At 54.2% G+C, this 18,990-nt stretch carries 14 protein-coding genes; 9 read left to right on the forward strand and 5 right to left on the reverse strand.

The genetic code is table 11. The features are described from left to right. Positions 1–2,077 precede the first annotated feature (2,077 nt). Entirely contained in the window at positions 2,078–2,569 is a 492-nt protein-coding gene (locus tag DK391_RS40015; protein ID WP_109483528.1) for an Lrp/AsnC family transcriptional regulator, read from the reverse strand. A 116-nt stretch (positions 2,570–2,685) separates the two neighbouring features. Between DK391_RS40015 and DK391_RS40020 the strand changes: the two genes are divergently transcribed. Beyond that, positions 2,686–3,717, forward strand: coding sequence for a histone deacetylase family protein (locus DK391_RS40020; protein ID WP_109483529.1), 1,032 nt, complete (start codon positions 2,686–2,688; stop codon positions 3,715–3,717). Positions 3,718–3,770: 53 nt separating this feature from the next. Further along, positions 3,771–4,847, forward strand: coding sequence for an ornithine cyclodeaminase (locus DK391_RS40025; protein WP_109483530.1), 1,077 nt, complete (start codon positions 3,771–3,773; stop codon positions 4,845–4,847). Positions 4,848–4,903: 56 nt separating this feature from the next. Here the strand turns inward: DK391_RS40025 and DK391_RS40030 are convergent, their stop codons facing one another. The 4 genes from DK391_RS40030 to DK391_RS45515 form a co-directional block, all read right to left on the reverse strand. Further along, positions 4,904–5,968: a LacI family DNA-binding transcriptional regulator gene (locus tag DK391_RS40030; RefSeq protein WP_109483531.1), complete on the reverse strand. Its 1,065-nt coding sequence runs from the start codon at positions 5,966–5,968 to the stop codon at positions 4,904–4,906. Positions 5,969–6,038: 70 nt separating this feature from the next. After that, positions 6,039–7,475 (reverse strand): alpha-glucosidase/alpha-galactosidase, encoded by a 1,437-nt coding sequence (locus DK391_RS40035; protein WP_275426849.1) that lies wholly within the window; start codon positions 7,473–7,475, stop codon positions 6,039–6,041. 46 nt (positions 7,476–7,521) lie between these two features. Continuing rightward, positions 7,522–8,862 carry a sugar ABC transporter substrate-binding protein gene (locus tag DK391_RS40040; protein ID WP_239483086.1) on the reverse strand — a complete coding sequence of 447 codons (1,341 nt, stop codon included), beginning with the start codon at positions 8,860–8,862 and terminating at the stop codon, positions 7,522–7,524. 66 nt (positions 8,863–8,928) lie between these two features. Then, a complete protein-coding gene (locus DK391_RS45515; RefSeq protein WP_239483087.1) occupies positions 8,929–10,794 on the reverse strand; it encodes an ABC transporter permease subunit in 1,866 nt (621 codons plus the stop codon). Positions 10,795–11,260: 466 nt separating this feature from the next. Between DK391_RS45515 and DK391_RS40050 the strand changes: the two genes are divergently transcribed. From DK391_RS40050 to DK391_RS40080, 7 genes are all read left to right on the forward strand, one after another. Next, on the forward strand, positions 11,261–12,022 hold the full coding sequence (locus DK391_RS40050; protein ID WP_162601045.1) for an enoyl-CoA hydratase/isomerase family protein: 762 nt from the start codon (positions 11,261–11,263) through the stop codon (positions 12,020–12,022). A gap of 296 nt (positions 12,023–12,318) precedes the next feature. Continuing rightward, positions 12,319–13,488, forward strand: a complete 1,170-nt coding sequence (locus DK391_RS40055; protein ID WP_109483534.1) for a porin — start codon at positions 12,319–12,321, stop codon at positions 13,486–13,488. A gap of 343 nt (positions 13,489–13,831) precedes the next feature. After that, positions 13,832–14,848 (forward strand): aldo/keto reductase, encoded by a 1,017-nt coding sequence (locus DK391_RS40060; protein ID WP_109483541.1) that lies wholly within the window; start codon positions 13,832–13,834, stop codon positions 14,846–14,848. Positions 14,849–14,858: 10 nt separating this feature from the next. Beyond that, a complete protein-coding gene (locus DK391_RS40065) occupies positions 14,859–15,281 on the forward strand; it encodes an SRPBCC family protein (protein WP_109483535.1) in 423 nt (140 codons plus the stop codon). 226 nt (positions 15,282–15,507) lie between these two features. Further along, entirely contained in the window at positions 15,508–16,302 is a 795-nt protein-coding gene (locus DK391_RS40070) for an SDR family oxidoreductase (protein WP_109483536.1), read from the forward strand. A gap of 153 nt (positions 16,303–16,455) precedes the next feature. Next, positions 16,456–17,616, forward strand: a complete 1,161-nt coding sequence (locus tag DK391_RS40075) for an NAD-dependent formate dehydrogenase (protein ID WP_109483537.1) — start codon at positions 16,456–16,458, stop codon at positions 17,614–17,616. A 204-nt stretch (positions 17,617–17,820) separates the two neighbouring features. Continuing rightward, a complete protein-coding gene (locus DK391_RS40080) occupies positions 17,821–18,756 on the forward strand; it encodes a TIGR03571 family LLM class oxidoreductase (protein WP_109483538.1) in 936 nt (311 codons plus the stop codon). Positions 18,757–18,990 lie beyond the last annotated feature (234 nt).

Genomic DNA, 18,990 nt, shown 5'->3' on the forward strand with positions numbered 1-18,990 from the left:
ACGAATCGCTTCATGAGTCATCCGGTCTCAGTGTGTTGATTCAGTCTAGGCGATCAATGCGTTTTCACACAGGCTCGACCCCTTAGAGACTCTCGTTCGGTCACGATGCAGACGTCTGAGTTGGAAGCTGGAGCAGTCAGCCGTGGAACGGGGCGAATCGTGCGAGTATTTCCTGACTACGGCAGACGTCGTTATGTCGAATACTTCTCCCATCCGTCATCTCTGATCTTGAGCACTCGCGCAATTGAGCTTCGCACTTCATCCATCCGCGATGCCTGTTCGCCGCGAGAGAGGGTCTGCTGTCCCTTGGTTAAGTAGGCGGTCTGCACGTTGATGGTCTTCCACGAAACGTCATCTCCCAGCTCTAAGCTTAAGCCTGACATTGTCCAGTGAGATCGAATCCGACTTGTCGAGGCGATATCGACCGATTCTGAATGCACGCGCATGCCCATGATCCATCTCTCAATCCGCATAGATCGGGGGACAGTTGTAAAAACGCAGACTTGTCTAGACAGGAGGTTGACGAGACCAACTACTCCACATATAGCCAAGGTAATAGTTGCCCCAAATGTCCCAACTACATGTTCTTTGCGCAACGCGATTGTTACTATGAGTACGGAAGTTATAAACACGAGCACAAAGTATCCGTTCCCTGTCGTGCGCGGCACGGTTACCGTTTCGAACGTCTCATTGGCATCCATGGTTGTCGCCCCCGTCTGCAATTTAATCTTTTTCAGCAAAGTCGTAAGTGAGGCGATATTAGCAAACCCTCGCCTTGGCAACTGATAATTTTCACTTCTCGCGCGTCCTACTCCCGCGACTTCTTGGTCCTTCGTTGGCAGTAAAAGGCGCGAGGTGGAACGGGGTGAACGGCTACGCCAATTTTGCTGCTCCCAACCCTGTTGCCGTACCACTGTCCGAGACTGAGCATCGACCCGTTGCAGACCATCAGCGCCATGTCGTTTCAACGGCACCTATCAAGTGCAAAGAGCCATCCACGTTGAGCCGGGCTCCGCTTCAGCGATCAACATGCGACCCCGGTAGGCTATATCGCGTAGAAATGTCGACGCAGCAGGCTTCAATCCGGACGCCGTGTTGCTTCGATACAGTGGTGACTGCTGTACGCGTTCGAAAGGGCGAAAGGACTGAACACTATGGATAAGAGATGAAAATGTGGGCGGCAACATGATCAATGCGCGAACCGAACACGCCGGAGGCTTGCAGGCAAAGAGATGCAAATATATCGACCCGACGCGGAAATTTCTCGAGATATGGCGAAATCGAAGCTGGGACACATGAGATTAGAGTATGACCTTTTTTCGATAAGGGAATCTCGCCGACAGCGAATCCGGCAGCAGTCAGTATGGCTTTTGCCTCATCGAGAGTGGCGTCGTGCTTAATATATTTGCCAAGCGTTACTGAGATATCGTAGCCATTGTTATCAGCGGCTCTTGCGGACGCAGTGAGGATGCGATAATTAAGATCTATATCCTTTCTCAGACCTCTACCTTGCGATGCAGCAGACGGTGCTGTATTCCTCAATCCCTCATCTGCTTTTCTTCACAGGTGCCGCAATTATTCGCTGAGAAAAACTAACCAGTATAATTTGTAAATACAAAGAGAGCTCCCCAAAAGGTAGTTCTGCACACTTTGTTAATCTCGATGTACTTCAGTTTAAGTACGAAGACTACGGTTTAAATCGAGAGCAGAATGTGTGCGATCGCACAATCGCTGAGGCAGACTAGTTGCGGGGAGGGAATATCCATCGAATCCAGACGCAGTTCTTCAAGTCCGATCAAGCAACGCTACCTTTTCGTAATTCAATGAATGACCGATTGCTGAGTGGAGCCGACGTTTGAATGTCCTTGCAACCAGGAAAACGAATGACGCTTCATGGCCGGATTCACCTGTTGATTTCTTCACGGAACCTCAGCGCGAACAACACACGCTCCACATGACTTGTCTGAGTGACAGAAACGTCTCCAACACATCTAGAAAAAAATATCTGACGAAGTCACTGCGCTGACGAATTCCGCCTCTCCCGGAGGCACTCATGAACACCTTAGATCGGACCCACTCAAGGCTCATCAGATATCGGAAATTTCGACGAGAATTTGATCTCTCGCAGTGCAAGGCTCGATTGTATGGACGCGACACCTGCCTGCTTTCTCAGGACACGCTCAATGAAGTCGCCGTAAGCATCCAGGTCAGATGCCACGACCTGAAGAATATAGTCTGCATCCCCGGTAATTTTGTGGCACGACAACACTTCTGACCTACTACGTATAACCGTTTCGAAGTTGTCAGCGGTCTTGTCAGAGTGGATATTGATGCGAATTTGCACAAAGGCCAGCAGATCCAGGCCAATCGTGCGTCGATCGATATTGGCCTGATAGCCAGTTATCACCCCTTGATCTTCCAGGTGTTTGCGTCGTCGCCAGCAAGGAGTCACGCTCAGGGAAAGTTGCTCGCCAAGTGCGGCATTGGAGAGAGCACCGTCGTCCTGAAGCAGGCGCAGCATGGAGCGATCGACGGAATCAATGTCCACTTTGGGGCGATTTGTGCTCATTAGGCCACTTCCGTAGATAACCTATCTATCAGTGTAGGATTTCACGCATCAAAAAGCAAAATCAGTGCGCCGACGCATGAGTAGACTGTTCACTACTCTCAACGCGGCAGCCGACCATGCTTACCATCTACAGCAGCGATCACCGTCTGCATCAGGGTGTCGAACTCAAGGACGGCGCCGTCTCCGAATCCTTCGAAAAACCAGCGCGCGCAGAAGCTGTGCTGCGTCACGTCAAGGCAGCACAGATCGGCGACGTAGTGAGCCCGACATCATATGAGCGTCATCAATACGTCGGACCGCACAGCGCACGGTATGTCAACTTTCTCGCTACCGCGTGGGACGAGTGGAAAGCGACTGGCCGAACCTGTCAGGCCTTGCCACTCGTGTGGCCCGTGCGCGGTTTGCCCAGCAGAGCTATGCCGCAGGACGTTGACGGTCAACTGGGATTCTTTTCGATGGACGCCGGTTCGCCAATCAACGCGGGAACATGGGACGCCATATGTTCGAGTGCCAATTCCGCGCTTACAGGCATCGACGCCCTGTCCGATGGCATGCGTGCCGCTTTCGCACTGTGTCGGCCTCCGGGCCATCACGCTGGGCACGAGTACATGGGCGGCTATTGTTATTTGAACAATGCTGCGATCGCCGCTTACCGCTGTATCGAGCGGGGCGCACAGCGTGTCGCCATTCTTGATATCGACTTTCACCACGGCAACGGCACCCAAGAAATTTTCTACGAGCGCAACGATGTGCTGTTCGTCTCGATTCATGGTGATCCCAGCGTATCGTTTCCCTACTTCTCGGGACACGCAAATGAACAAGGTGCAGGTGTCGGCAAGGGATTCAATATCAATCTGCCGCTGCCACGTGGCACAGGATTTGACCGCTACGAAACGGCACTTCAACACGCAAGCGTCGCAATCGCACTACATAAGGCCGACGCATTAATCGTGTCCCTTGGGGGCGATACGTTCGAAGGCGATCCGATCAGCCACTTCCGTTTGCGCACCACTGATTTCCCGCGCATTGGACGATTCCTCGCAACGTTCAACCTTCCAACGCTATTCGTCATGGAAGGTGGCTATATGGTTGACGAAATCGGGAACTATGCGGTCAACGTGCTGCTGGGATTCGAAGGCCGCGCATGAACTAGCCAGAGTGTACTGGCGAGGCGCACATCCACAAAACCGGAGTTGTAGACATGACGCGATATATCGATGTAAACGATGTTTCTAGGCTCATCCGTGAACTGGGTCTCCCGCGGATGATCGCATCGATGGCGAGCTATATCGAGCAGGACTACCGTCGCTGGAGCACCTTTGAGAAAACCGCACGGCTTGCGAGTCACTCGACCTATGGCGTCATTGAACTGATGCCGGCATCGGATGCCCGACTCTATTCGTTCAAATATGTCAATGGTCACCCGAGAAATACGCAAACCGATCTCCTAACAGTGATGGCGTTCGGCGTGTTAGCAGATGTGGATACAGGCTATCCACTCCTGTTAAGCGAAATGACACTGACTACGGCGATTCGCACAGCGGCGACGTCAGCACTCATCGCGCGTTTCCTCGCGCGCCCAGACTGCCGATCAATGGCGCTCATTGGCAACGGCGCACAAAGCGAATTTCAGGCGATCGCCTTTCACCACCTCCTCGCCATCAATGAGATTCGCGTGTTCGACGTCGATAAAACCGCCAGGGACAAACTCGTATGCAACCTTGCACACCTCCGGGGCCTGCGTGTGATTCCTTGTTCATCTGTCGCGGAAGCCGTGCGTGGTGCCGATATAGTCACTACCGTGACGGCCGACAAGAGCAATGCAACCATCCTGACTCCCGACATGATCGAAGACGGCATGCATATCAACGCGGTCGGTGGTGATTGCCCGGGAAAAACCGAACTACACGCCGACGTCCTGCGACGCTCGCGCGTGGTAGTCGAGTACGAGCCACAGACGCGTATCGAAGGCGACATACAGCAACTCGCCCCAGATTTTCCTGTCGTCGAGTTTCATCGGATCGTGACAGGACAGGACAAGGGACGGGAATCGCGCCTTCAGGTTACCGTGTTCGATTCCGTTGGATTCGCCCTTGAGGATTTCTCGGCACTACGTTACCTCCATAGAATCTCCCGCGAACGGAATATCGGCTTCGAACTCGATCTGATTCCGAATCCACAGGACCCGAAAGACCTGTACGGGCTGGCCATGGACGCTCGCCTGGGCGAGCGACTGAATCCCGTCATCCTTGCTCAGGCTGATGCCATTCAGCACTAGCACCGTGCTTTTAAAATGCACCGCACAGGACGTGCAAAGTAACGTGGAGGAAGCGCTTAGGGCTGAAGCCGTCGCGCACTACCGCAGGAATCGCGTATGACCAGCGGCACGTCCAGCAGCGAATGCAGTTCCTTGGGACGCTCTCCGGACATCAACCGTACCAGCAGATTTGCGGCCTCGCACGCCTGCTCGTAAGGGGACGTTCGCATGGTAGTCAAAGGTGGTGCGGCATAGGCAGCGAGCGGAATATCGTCATATCCGACGACGGCAATGTCATTGGGCACGCGCAAGCCGGCCTTACGCAAGGCGGCCATCGCACCGAACGCTATCGTGTCGTTTCCAGCAAAGAGTGCCGTAAACGAAGGGCCGCGCTTAAGCATTGCATCCATTGCATCGCACCCGCTTTGCGCGCTGAAGTCGGCGAATCCGACACGCTCGAATTCCGTGCCGAGACCAAACTCGCGCATCGCGTCGCGATAGCCATAAAGGCGTTCTGTGACCCCATGGTATTCGTCGGACGCAAAGCCCAGATAGGCGACCTCGCGATGTCCGAGCGAAAGTAGATGCCGCGTCGCAACGCGCGACGCTTCACGCATATCGACATCGATGCTGTAAATGTTAGCGTGCTCGACGAGTTTGGAGCCGAACACCACGAGCGGGAATCCTTCCGATGCGAGACGGGCGAGATGAATGTCATCCGAGCGTGGGGTATTGATCGCGATGAGTCCGTCAATACGCCGGCTGTCTACCATCTCGAGAAAGCCGCCACCCGAGCGTCCAGTGTCGATCAGCGGTTCGAAAATCACCTTGTAGCCGTGAGCATGACACGTGTCGTTGACGCCGGCGAGCATGCGAGGGATGAATGCATCAACCTTCAGATGCTCGCTATGTGGCGTGACGATCGCAACGGTTCGAGTGGCACCGCTCACGAGAGAGCGCGCCGCGGCGTTAGGTACATAACCCAACTGTCGCGCGGCGCTCAGCACACGTTCTCGTGTTTCCTCGCTGATGCCCATGTGCGGTACATCATTGAGCACGAAGGACACAGTGGTGCGCGAAACGCCCGCGAGCTTCGCGACCTGGCTACTCGTGACGCGCGTTGTGGCGGCCTTTTGACTCATTTTATTTTCCACAACAGAGAGACAACATCACATGTGGTCAGAATCAGGGAGCTTGCGGGAGATATCTGCATCAAACGTCAACTTCGGTACGAGACTCTTTCAACAGGCCCTCCGGAAGCCAGTCACGATGTGCATCGAGCAGATCGTCGACCAGCGCCACGATCTGCTCGACGTCCAGTTCCGCGGCCGTATGCGGGTCGAGCATCGCCGCATGATAAACGTGATCGCGACGTCCGGTCAGCGCAGCTTCGACAGTCAACTCCTGCACACCGATGTTCGTGCGCATCAACGCGGCGAGCTGAGGCGGGAGAGCGCCAACTTGCGTCGGCTGCACACCATTCCCGTCGACCAGACAGGGCACCTCGACGCAACATCCCTGCGGCAGATTCTCGATGAGTGCAGTGTTCGGCACATTGCCATAGATGACGTTCTGCGTGCCGGATTCTATTGAGTGAATAATCGTCGCGCCATATTCGACCGAGCGCCTGATCATGCTCAAACCCTTCAGATTTGCCACGGCACCGTCATGACGGCTGTCCATTACCTTGAAACCATGCCCGATCAACGCAGCCCGCAACATCTCGGGATCCTGCGATCCTGGTTCGCGAAGCTCTCGCTCGATAAAATCCCACGACACTTCATAAACCTGACATCGCCCGGGGTACTCGTCGAGCGGAATATTGAATCTGTCGAGCAGATCTTCGCGCCCACGCTTGATAAACCAAGGAACATATTCGCTGAAGTGTTCACTCGATTCAGTGGGAAAGTAGCCGAGTCTGTGCAAGATCTCGTAGCGCACCCGATTTGCATCAGGTACTCGCCCTTCGGCCCGCACGCGATGTAATGCGGGGTAGAGATCTTCACCGTTCCGGCCAAATTTCAGGAAAAAGGCCATGTGATTGATGCCGGCACATATATAGCGGATTTCGTCCAGAGGTACACCAATATCCTTCGCAAGTTCCGCAGCCGTGCCCTGTACGCTGTGACATAGTCCCACGGTACGAATCGACGACGCGCGATTCATCGCCCAGCAAATGATCGCCATGGGATTGACGTAGTTCAAATGAAGAGCATGTGGACACATGCGCTCCATGTCGCCGAGCAAGTCGAGCATCACAGGTATTGTGCGCAATCCTCGCATGATCCCGCCGATGCCTATCGTGTCGCCTATGGTTTGTTCGACCCCATATCGTTTTGGAATCTCGAAGTCGATCACGGTCGCAGGCTTATAGCCCCCGACCTGAATCAGATTGAGCACGTAATCGGCACCGTCCAGTGCTCGCAGGCGATCAGTTGTCGCGACTATCTCTGGATTCGCCTGCAGGTGCCCTGCTACCCGGCCCGCAACTAGCGTCGACAGTTCAAGCCGCCGTTCGTCGATATCGTGCAGCGCGATACTGGCGTCGGCGAGTTCCGGATAGGCGAGTATGTCCCCGAGCAGATTGCGCGCGAATACCGTGCTTCCCGCTCCAATCAACGCGATCTTGATGGGCTTTCCCGATGACATCACACGCATCTCCGTTCTATATCCATAAGCGACCACAACGACCAGTCTACCTGGCGTGCGTGATTTCATTGACCTTTACATTGGCCTCCTTGAGCGCTGTCGCCGCACTGGCCTGCCCCAACAGGATCGACTCGATAGCCGCATCCATGATCGCGTCGATCTGCGCGCCTCCCTTCGCAATGGGCGGCTGGAACGTCGTCGCCTTCGTCATGTCGAAGAAGGCGCGCGTATCGATATTGCGTTTGGCATGTGCGTCGATGGTTATTCCGTCGAGATCCTGTATCGCGGGAAACACCACGCCGCGTTGAGCGACAATTTTCTGGCATGGCGCAGAGGCAAGAAATTTGACCCATCTCCACGACGCTTCCTTGTGCTCACTCCCACTCCAGATTGAATCCGCCAGCCCGTTGAACATCGTCACGCGTCCGACCGGACCTTTGGGAAGGACGGCATAACCTACTTCGAATTTAGCGTTCTGCGCATACCAGTTGACCATCCATGAACCGTCGCTCACCATGGCAGTCTTTCCCGCAGCGAAAAGTGCAGAACTCCCAAGCCTGCTGGCCTCGTCGAATCGGGCGGAATAGCCTTTCTTCGTCAGGCTCACAAACCATTCGAGCGTGCGAGCGAGGCGCGGATCGTCGTAGTAGTAGCGAGTGCTCCATGGACCATCGTTATATTTGAAGCCTTCCGACACCGCAAACGTGCTCCATTCGGTCTGGCCCATCATGCCGCCAGCCCGGGCGATCTGATAGCCACGCACCGCCACGTGCTGCGCATCGAACTGTTTCGAATCGCCGCGATTGCCGTTAGTGTCAATTGTCAGGCGCGCAATCGCTTTTTCGAACGTTCCGCCGTCACGATCATTCCACGTCCAGTCCGATATCGAAGCAGGATCAATACCGGCATCCCTGAACATCTGCTTGTTGTAGACCAGTGCGACTGTGTCCCAATCCTTAGGCAAACCGTATTGATGCCCCTCTCTGGACCAGTTCTTTAGCAGCGCCGGATAAAAACTATCTGTTTCCATCTTATCCCGCTGAATGTACGAAGTGAGATCAACTAGTTGTCCGTTGGTTACCATCTCGGGATATTTCATCAAATGATTGGTGAAAACATCTGGCGCCGTGCCCGACACGAACTGCGTCGTCAGCACAGTCCAATAGTCCTCCCATCCGACTTGTGAGATCCTGATATGGATATCCGGGTTCTCCTTCTCGAACTGAGCGGCACATGCCTGATAGGCGGGTCGCTGATTCGCGTCCCATAGCGCATATCGGATTTCGGTGCCACCTGCGTGAGCGAGGAACGTTGCAACCATCCCTGCGATCATCGCGGTAGTCCGCGCCATCGAGCACACTTGACGCAAGTGCAGAAAGAACTTCATTCGCATCTCCGCAATCCGAACACCATCACTATTCCAGTCGGGGGTTCGTGGCATTCGCCTGACCGATTATTTTCCGCCGATGGACTGCACGGATTGGACGACATAACGCCCAAGGAAAAGCAGCAACGCGAGCGTCGGAACGATCGCCAGACAGGTTGCAGCCATCAGCCCCGTCCAGTCTGGTGCTCCTTGCGGCGCCTGTGACTTGAACGTCTGCAGAGCGACGGTCAGCACCTGGACCTCATCGGCGTTCGCCACGATGAACGGCCAAAAGAATTCGTTCCAGGCATTGACGCCGGACAGGATTGCGACAGTGGCAATGGGTGGCACGCTAAGCGGAACGACAACTCTCCAGAAAATCGTCCAGTACGATGCACCGTCAAGACGCGCCGCCTCCTCAAGCTCGCGCGGAATCGACAAGAAAGTCTGGCGAAGATAGAAGACTGCAAATGCCCACACCAGAAGAAACGGTGCGACCATTCCGGCATAAGTATTGAGCCAGCCAAGTTCCTTGACCAGAACGAAGTTGGGAATAAACAGAATGATGTTCGGAAGCATCAGCGACACCAAAAACAGGGCAAATATCGGCTCTCGTCCACGAAAACGCAAACGCGCGAATGCATAGGCAGCCATCGAACTAAATATGACCTGCCCAGCTACAACCAACCCCGAGAAGATCACCGAATTCAATAAGGCTCTCAAGAAATTCACGTTTCCGCCTGAACCGCCGGCCGCAAGTGCGGCATCGTTCGACACCCAGCCAAGCGCGCGTCGAAAGTTTTCGAGTGTAAATACTGAAGGCAACCAGGAGCCCATTGACGCGTATAGATCGGCTGGTGGCGTAACTGCCGTTCGCAACACGATCCAGAACGGAATCAAGGCACCCACGATCATGATTGCGAGTGCGCACCAGGCAAACAGACGCCCTCCGCCGACACCTTTGAGAGATCGCGCTGCCCCTCCGACCGCATTGTGCGCTGTATCTGCGTCGAAGCTGAAGAGCGCGAGGTCCGACTCATTCGCGCGGAAGAGCCACATCTGAGCCGCCGTGTACAACATCATGAGCACCAGCAATGTAATAGACATTGCGCACGCATAGCCCATCTTGTGATATTTGAAGGCGTTCTCGTATATGTAATAGACGATCACACGTGTCGAACCGGCGGGCCCGCCACTCGTGGCCACGGCGATCGTATCGAAGATCTGAAATGCCCCCGTGATGCTTGTCACCAGTACGAACAACGTGACGGGCCGGAGTAACGGCAACGTAATCCGGAAAAATATCCGCCACTCACTAACACCATCCAGGATTGCAGCCTCGTATAGACTCCGCGGAATACGTTGCATGCCTGCCAGAAACAGAAGCGACACCATGCCGGTGTACCGCCACGTGTTGACCGCAGCTACTGTTGCGAGAGCCTCAAGCGGCGAGCTAAAGAATGTGTGGGTGTTAGCGCCGACTGACTGCAGCGTGGCATTGACCCACCCGAGCATCGGGTCGAGCAACCACACCCAGATCAACGCCACTAGCACGTTCGAAAGAAGAAATGGCAAAAGTACGATCGCGCGTATGACGATCGCACGGCTCAAGCGGTCCATTAATACCGCGAGTAGCAGTCCCGTCGCTGTCTGCATCGGGATGTTGAAAATGACGTAGCACGCTGACAGCTTAAGCGCGTGCCAGAACTCGCCATCGGCAAGCATTGCACGGTAGTTATCGAAGCCAACGTCGCGTGGCGGCGACATCAGGTTCCAGTCACTCATGCTGATGCCTATCGCCCGCACCGCCGGGAGAAGATAAAAGACGACGAGACCGAACAGGGATGGCAGGATCATCAACCAGGCAGTGAACGCTTCCCGGTCGCGAAATCGTGAACCCGTTTGCACCGCTGTTATGAGCGATTGAGCGCCATCGACCGGAGCCGTTGTCATTTCAATCTCGCCCCCCGCTAACACGCGTTAGCTGCGAATTCAAAAAAAGACGCTGTTTCGCGTCCCGATTCTCAGAACAGATCAACATTCAACCTGCTTACTCTCAGCGTAGGCAATCCGTCTATGACATTCAAGCGACAGACCGCACGCGCGAGCAACCCGAAACAATTCAGCAATCGTTTAAGCTCGATCGCAGCTCTTAAGTGAACAAGCATCTTGTACGGTTGCATCATCAATACCATCTGACTCAGATATCGCGAAAACGAGGCAATATCCGTCAATTTTCGCCTCTCTGCAGACAATCCCACTTTTCGATTGAAATTTTACTAACTCGTGTTAGATTGGTGATTAGTCGATGCGTCTTGAGTACGACATGTGAACGAGCGCTGCGGCGCAACGCTTGAATGCGCTGTGTCGGATGTGGAATGTTCAGACCAATAGCGCTCACGTCGACGATGCGAGACGTGTGAATGCACTAAAGGAATTTATGATGCGGCTTGCCTGTCGATCTCCCGCCCTTCCGACGAATCTTGATGGTTTCCGCGTTGAGATCAGCGCAAAAAGCTCGCGCGCCGATATCGTGCTTGACCGGCCACCGCGCAACGTCATGTCCATTTCGCAACATGAGCAAATTCAAGCAGTCATTGAAGCTTTAGATAGTGATCCCGCCATCCACGTCATCGTTCTGCGGAGTTCTGGAGAACATTTCTCCAGCGGTATCGACAACGTTGAGTCAAGCCATGCTCGGGCAGAAAATGCATCAAGGCTTGCCTTGGCATTGAGCGCTCCTTCGCGTTGTAGCAAACCAGTGGTCGCAGCGAACCGTGGTTACTGCTCAGGTAGCGCTTTCGAATTGTCTCTGGCATGTGACTTCCGGATCGCCACGGAGACCACGCTCTATGCTCTGCCTACCCTGAGCACCGGTCACATTCTCGGATTCGATAGCGTGACGCGCCTCCATGGAATGATAGGCACAGGCAGGACGCGGGATGTCGTCATGCGGTCCCGCATCATAGACGGAGTGCGGGCCTATGATTGGGGCATTGCTACCGAGTTTGCTGTGGACAATGAACTCGAAAATGTCACCGACGCACTAGTGAGAGAACTTTTTACCTGTTCTCAGATAGGATCTCGTTCGATAAAAAAGCTCCTGAATGACATTGAAGATACGTCATTCGGCTCATACGTGAACGTTTCAATCAGCAACCGGGAAGCGATCTCCGCTTAACGAAAGTGACATCACATCCCGCAGTTTAACGACAACTCCTGTCCGCAGATTCAGAAGCAACATTCGCCCCTCATCTTGAGCTTTAATTGCTCACAGATAAAACCTGTATTCTCTGTCTCTATTTAATCCCTAAACGTCTTTATTCTATACGCACTGCTAACTTCATATATTTTTCCATCGTGTTAGCCTGATCCAGACGTTTAAACGTCAGCACGCTCCGATACCGATCTATAGTCTTGCGTCTATCGTATTCAAGGGATCGTGCTGGATCAGCTGTACATGCTGGAGACGGTTAGATGCAACAGAAACAAAACGCGCTGCAACTCGCGGCCGTAGCCTCGGCCTTGCTTCTCTCGAGTACCATTCATGCTCAATCGAGCGTGACGTTATATGGCTTCATCGACGAAGGCATCAATTTCACGAGCAACGCCTCGGGACATTCTGTGTGGCAGATGGTTGGTGGAAATATCGCGGGTAGCCGCTTTGGCATAAAAGGCAGCGAAGACCTTGGCAACGGCTACAAAGCGGTCTTTCAGATCGAGAATGGATTCAACATCAACAGCGGCCAGCTAGCACAGGAATCGCGGATTTTTGGCCGACAGGCTTTTTTCGGCTTGTCGTCAGATCGCTATGGCACGATCACGCTTGGACGGCAATACGACACAAGCGTGGATACTCTCGGCTTCGCAAGCCTGACGGGTGTGCTCAGTTGGGGCGGTGATGTCACAACGCATCCATTTGATAACGACAACGCTGATTGGGACTTCCGTGTAAGCAATGCAATCAAGTATGTGACGCCAACCTACCATGGCCTGACAGGCGAAGCGATGTACGCATTCGGGAACGATGCAAACAGCTTCGCCAACAACCGCTTGTGGGGCGCCACGCTGAACTACCATTCCGGTGAGCTCACGGCAGCCATCTCGTATCTGAAGATGAATCATCCAGGCCAGACGACATCGGGGGCAATATCAAGCGGAGAACTCTTCGACGCTTCATCGCAGCAGGATGTCGGTGTTGCGGTGCATTATCGCTTTCCGAAGATCGCAATAGGTGTCGCATGGTCTCATGTCGACGTGTACGGTCCGACCGGCAATGCATGGTTGGGCAACGTCGACCTTCCCAACGAAGCACGTTGGAACTCGTGGAAATTCGACAATCTTGAAGTGAATGCACAGTACTATTTCAAACCAAACTTCTGGCTCGGCGCGGTCTATACATTCACCATGGCGCACCTTTCCGCAAATGACAGCCGCTACGTTCCAAAGTGGCATCAACTTGCATTCATGCTCGACTACGACGTGAGCAAACGCACCTCGCTGTACGCACAGGCTGCATTCCAGCATGTCGTCAGCGCGCATACAGGCACGAGTTTCGACGAAGCTAGAATTGTTGATGCATCCGCCGCAGCATCAGGTGGTGTAAATCAGATGGTATTTCGACTCGGAATTATGCACACATTCTAATTTCAATTGTTGCGAATGCATACGTCAATCCTAGAAATATCTGGAGATATCTTTAGTCAACAATTTTTCCAGACTATACCAACGTATAGCATTCCTTATCATACTGTACGGTTATGAGCCCTTTGTAGATCTTGTCCTGCTCTTAAGCCGAGAATATAGTGAATTACCTGATTCGCTTTTTCATGAAACACTTTTCAGTGCTGGCATGAGTAACGCGGAAGGGTTTGGTATGTGAATTCGAAGTCGTTTGAAGACGTTTTCTCCTTGACTCATAGGAGCGGCGTCACCACCTCGAATTCATTACTTCATCGTATTTTGGGTCGTCATGATCCGGGAGCCAGTTATGAGTATCAGAAGCAGCTTGCTGAAGGGTCCACTGGGTTTTGGTGGTGCGCCACTAGGCAATATGTTCCGTAATATCCCGCAAGAAGAGGCACTGGAGACTGTAGAAGCAGCGTGGAAGCAAGGCGTTCGCTACTTCGATACGGCGCCCTTCTACGGAGCGGGACTGTCGGAACTGCGTGTTGGTGAAGCTCTGTCCAGGCACAAGCGCGACGAGTACATCTTAAGCACTAAAGTGGGTCGAATCATTCTCGACGAGATGGAAACGGGCAAGCGCGACCTTGGAGAAAAAGGTGGACTGTTCGAGTTTGGTCGAAAGAACAAGATTCTTTACGACTACACGGAGAGCGGAACGCTGAAGTCTATCGAGGATAGCTTGAAGCGTCTTCAAACTGATCGACTGGATTTCGTGTGGATTCACGACATCGCGCAGGATTTCCATGGGGACGCGTGGATCACACAGTTTGACACCGCTCGCAAGGGAGCATTCCCGGCGCTGATGCGCTTGCAGGAAGAGGGCGTCATTAAGGGCTGGGGGCTCGGCGTCAACCGGGTTGAGCCTATCGAACTGACACTCGGGCTGACCGACGCAAAACCGAACGGCATGCTCGTGGCCGGGCGCTATTCGTTGCTTGATCACGAACTGGCTTTACAACGTTTGATGCCTGCCGCTGAAGAGAAAAAGGTCGACATTGTGGTCGGCGGTCCCTACAGCTCAGGCGTACTCGCAGGTGGTACTCACTTTGAGTATCAAAAAGCATCCCCTGAAATTCTCGCGAAGGTCGCCGAAATCAACGCCGTATGCGATCGCCACAAGGTGCCTGTCAAGGCGGCGGCATTGCAATTTTCGCTAGCGCATCCAGCATCGGCAGCCGTCATTCCTGGCGCCAGTCATCCGTCCCGGATAGCTGAGGATATCGCAGCGTTGAAGTTCGCGATTCCCGATGATTTCTGGCGCGAGATGCGAAAACTGAGCCTCGTATCACCACTCGCACCATTACCAATCGACCGGAAATAGAGGAGGCGTCATGGCTGAAGCATCCACGAGTATTGATATCCCCCTGTCCGCTGATCAGGTATGGCAATTGATCGGTGGGTTCGGATCATTGCCGGACTGGCTTCCTTACATTCCCAAGAGTGAATTGAGCGAAGGTGGGCGCGTGCGGCACCTGGCCAATCCGAATGGGGAGACGATTGTCGAGCGCCTGATCGCGTTCGACGACGCAGCCCGCAGTTATACCTACGCAATTCTGAAGGCACCCTTTCCCGTGAAAGACTATCTCTCGACCCTAAAGGTCTCTGAGACCGGTACCAAGGCAAGCCGAGTGGATTGGTCAGGTCACTTCACGCCCACGACCGTGAGTGAGAAGGAGGCCTCGAAGCTGTTTCAGGGCATCTATGAAGATGGGCTAAAGGCACTCGCGCAGGGACTGGAGAAGAGCGGGAAGTGAGTGTTCGAACGATAGCGAGCCCAACATACTTCATCTGGGTTGAATTTCAATTCGCCCCACCGGAGTTATTGGTCTCGGCCGTCGATCACATTCGGTATTGGACGCGCAACGCCTTCGGCCACTGGCTGAAGGCGAACGCATAGAGAGCATCTCACCGGAATACGTCCTTCGGCACTTCAGACCGCGCAACCGGCGGCTTCTCTCATCGCTTATTCGGAGCAAAAGCGTGCAAATTGATCTTTCAGGAAGAACGGCCATCGTTAGCGGGTCCAGTGGAGGGATCGGCTTTGCCATCGCCGAGGGGCTTGCTGCGTCGGGCGCAGATACCATTATCACCGGCCGATCGAAAGACGCTGTCGACAATGCCATCGCACGAATTCGCGAAAACGTCGCTGACGCAAAATTGCACAGCGTTCCGGGCGATCTGAGTACTCAAGCAGGCATCGATGCGCTGATCAAAGCGGTACCGGATGCAGACATTCTGGTCAACAACCTAGGGGTTTTCGGTCCCGGAGATCTCTTTACCACGAGGGATGAAGACTGGGAACGCTATTTCAACATCAACGTCATGTCCGGCATACGGCTCACCCGTGCCTATCTGCAAGGCATGATGGCGCGCGAGTGGGGTCGTGTCGTCTTTATGTCCTCAGAGTCTGGACTCAAGATCCCTCCGGATATGCTCGCCTACGGATTCTCGAAAACGGCACAGCTCAGTATTGCGCGTGGAATAGCGAAGTTTGCTGCTGGAAGTGGCGTGACAGTCAATTCCGTTTTGCCCGGCCCAACAGCGTCCGAAGGCGCGCGCAAAATGGTCGCCGAAACCGCAAAGAAGGAAGGCAAGACGATTGAGCAGGCGCTGAACGAATTCGTCATGGCAACGCGTGGATCGTCAATCATCCAACGCGCAGCTTCGACGGACGAGGTCGCAAATATGGTTGTGTATGCATGTTCACCCCAGGCGTCAGCGACAACGGGGGCAGCGTTACGTGTTGACGGTGGCATCGTCGATAGCATCGCGTGACTCAAGTCGTCGTTCTGGTTTTCGATAATTTATATCTCACTACGAATTGTCTTCGTGCTTTACGAAAAGATATATGGAATCCAATAGATTCAAATTCGAACACTGGCTCGTTAAATCAACTTGCTAGTCCCGATTCATGCAAATGGAGCAGACATGGCCAAGATCTTGTGCGTTCTTTACCCTGATCCGGTTACCGGATATCCCCCTGCGTATGTGCGCGACGAAATTCCGACGATTACTCACTATCCCAACGGGCAAACTGTGCCATCGCCAGTTGGTCCACTCGGATTCAAGCCGGGCGAACTGGTAGGCTGCGTGTCAGGCGAATTGGGGCTACGCGACTATCTCGAGAAGAATGGTCACGAACTCGTGGTGACCAGCGACAAAGACGGCGCTGACTCGACCTTTGATAAGCATCTGGTTGACGCGGATGTCGTCATTTCGCAGCCGTTCTGGCCTGCCTATCTGACGGCGGAACGCATAGCAAAGGCCACGAATCTGAAACTCGCACTCACCGCGGGCATCGGCTCGGATCACGTGGATCTGAAAGCGGCGGCTGAGCGCGGCATCACCGTCGCAGAAGAGACTTTTTCAAACAGCATCAGCGTCGCCGAGCACGTCGTGATGATGGTGCTCGGCCTGGTTCGCAATTACCTTCCAGCGCACCAGTTCGCAGTGAATGGAGGATGGAACATTGCAGATTGTGTGAGTCGCAGCTATGACGTCGAGGGAATGCATTTCGGTACGCTGGGTGCTGGGCGGATCGGACTTGCGGTATTGCGTCGACTGAAGCCCTTCGATGTGAAACTGCATTACTATCAGCGCCATCGCCTTCCTGGGGACGTCGAAGCAGAACTCGGCCTGATTCATCACGAAACACCCGAAGATCTCGACAAGGTTTGCGACATCATCAATCTCCAGATGCCGCTCTACCCTTCGACCGAAGGCTTTTTCAACGAGAAGATGCTCGGACTGGCCAAACGCGGCTTTTATCTCATCAACACCGCGCGAGGCGCGTTGAGCGACCGGGACGCGATTGTGAAGGCGCTGCAATCGGGACATCTGGCGGGCTATGCGGGCGATGTATGGTTCCCGCAGCCGGCACCCGTCGACCATCCGTGGCGCACAATGCCGTACAACGGCATGACGCCGCACATGTCAGGCAGTTCGCTGTCGGGCCAGGCGCGATACGCCGCCGGCACCCTTGAGATCCTTCAATGCTTCTTTGAAGGCAGACCGATACGGCCAGAGTATCTGATTGTAGATGGCGGGAATCTTGCGGGAACGGGTGCTCGCTCGTACGCGCTGACCTGATTTGCCCTGCACCGCTCATCTCGATTCTCATACTACAAACGCCTTCCGTCTTTTCTCCTTTTGCACTGCATCTGGCTAATGGCCGGACGCAGTGCTTTCGATACGAAGCTGCCTGCGTGCACTTGCACAACCTTTCTTCGTCACTGCGATTACGCGAAGTTAGAGTGCTTTCACGCTTGGCGGCTGCTTTGAATATCGCTGATCATGGACAATGCACTCGATTATCTCGTTTCAGGTAGTTTTAGCATTGGTGTAGAACTTCCGCTCGACAACGACTGGGTGGCTGCTTCCCGGCAAGGGAGTCATCCAGGCATTCCAGACATGAGCCATCACGCAGAACTGGCTCAACTCGTCGACCGGCTGGGCTTTCGCGCCATGTGGGTGCGAGACGTACCGCTTTTCGATCCGTCCTTCGGCGACGCGGGGCAAACATACGACGCATTCACCTATCTGGGCTACCTCGCGGCAATTACCGAACGAATCCTCCTCGGAACAGCGGCCATTGTATTGCCCCTGCGAGAACCGTTACTTACGCTTAAATCGGCTGCCACGATACAGAGTCTTAGCCACGGCAGATTGCTTTTAGGTGTCGCGAGCGGCGACAGACCCGTCGAATACCCAATCTTCCGGCGCGATTACGCGCTACGAGGTGAGAACTTTCGGGAGCAGATTGCGATACTGCGAAGCGAAGGTCGCGACTATTTGCCTGCTGGCATCGAGGTTCTCCCCGATCTGCACCCCTCATTGCCGATTCTCGTCGCAGGTCTCGCGCAGCAGCAGCTCCCATGGCTCGGTGAGCACATGGATGGTTGTCTTGCCTACCCAGGTACGCCTGACGACCACCGGCGTCGCAGTGCTGCATGGCGTGCAGTGGCCGGCAACAAGCCCTATGTCAGTGTTCTCCATCTGGATCTGGCTAAGAATCGATTTGAGCCACTTGCACGGCATCGGTTTGGCGTTCGCGCGGGTTGCAATGCGCTGATCGATGAACTGACGGCAATGCGTGCCGCGGGCGTACAGCACATCTCCCTGCATTTCAGGAGGAATCACCGCCCAATCAAGGAAACTCTGCAAGAACTTGCCACCGAGGTCCTTCCATACTTCCATTCAAACGATCCGGCAGCAGTGGCAATTGCGTAAACCTCTCGTCTCGGAAGGCTGTTTCGAGCAGCGGTCCGGGATCGGGAACTGCGCGTCGAACTGGGCTTTCCCTGTTAAGTGATTCCCTATTTCGACAACCGACCACGCTTTGCGACCACCAGACTGATAACGACCCACTTCGGCAGGCTGATCGATTTTGCAGAGCGTCTCAACTCGAACTGAGACCGGCCACAGGCCTGCTCGATCATTTGAGACAGCTTTGACTGCAGAGTT

This window comes from Paraburkholderia sp. C35, from assembly GCF_003121405.1.
GTDB lineage: Bacteria > Pseudomonadota > Gammaproteobacteria > Burkholderiales > Burkholderiaceae > Paraburkholderia.

What these genes read in the sequence shown, in the direction of transcription:
- DK391_RS40015 (WP_109483528.1), bottom strand. Translation starts at nt 2,569, where the DNA reads ATGAGCACAAATCGCCCCAAAGTGGACATTGATTCCGTCGATCGCTCC.
- DK391_RS40020 (WP_109483529.1), top strand. Translation starts at nt 2,686, where the DNA reads ATGCTTACCATCTACAGCAGCGATCACCGTCTGCATCAGGGTGTCGAA.
- DK391_RS40025 (WP_109483530.1), top strand. Translation starts at nt 3,771, where the DNA reads ATGACGCGATATATCGATGTAAACGATGTTTCTAGGCTCATCCGTGAA.
- DK391_RS40030 (WP_109483531.1), bottom strand. Translation starts at nt 5,968, where the DNA reads ATGAGTCAAAAGGCCGCCACAACGCGCGTCACGAGTAGCCAGGTCGCG.
- DK391_RS40035 (WP_275426849.1), bottom strand. Translation starts at nt 7,475, where the DNA reads ATGTCATCGGGAAAGCCCATCAAGATCGCGTTGATTGGAGCGGGAAGC.
- DK391_RS40040 (WP_239483086.1), bottom strand. Translation starts at nt 8,862, where the DNA reads ATGAAGTTCTTTCTGCACTTGCGTCAAGTGTGCTCGATGGCGCGGACT.
- DK391_RS45515 (WP_239483087.1), bottom strand. Translation starts at nt 10,794, where the DNA reads ATGACAACGGCTCCGGTCGATGGCGCTCAATCGCTCATAACAGCGGTG.
- DK391_RS40055 (WP_109483534.1), top strand. Translation starts at nt 12,319, where the DNA reads ATGCAACAGAAACAAAACGCGCTGCAACTCGCGGCCGTAGCCTCGGCC.
- DK391_RS40060 (WP_109483541.1), top strand. Translation starts at nt 13,832, where the DNA reads ATGAGTATCAGAAGCAGCTTGCTGAAGGGTCCACTGGGTTTTGGTGGT.
- DK391_RS40065 (WP_109483535.1), top strand. Translation starts at nt 14,859, where the DNA reads ATGGCTGAAGCATCCACGAGTATTGATATCCCCCTGTCCGCTGATCAG.
- DK391_RS40075 (WP_109483537.1), top strand. Translation starts at nt 16,456, where the DNA reads ATGGCCAAGATCTTGTGCGTTCTTTACCCTGATCCGGTTACCGGATAT.
- DK391_RS40080 (WP_109483538.1), top strand. Translation starts at nt 17,821, where the DNA reads ATGGACAATGCACTCGATTATCTCGTTTCAGGTAGTTTTAGCATTGGT.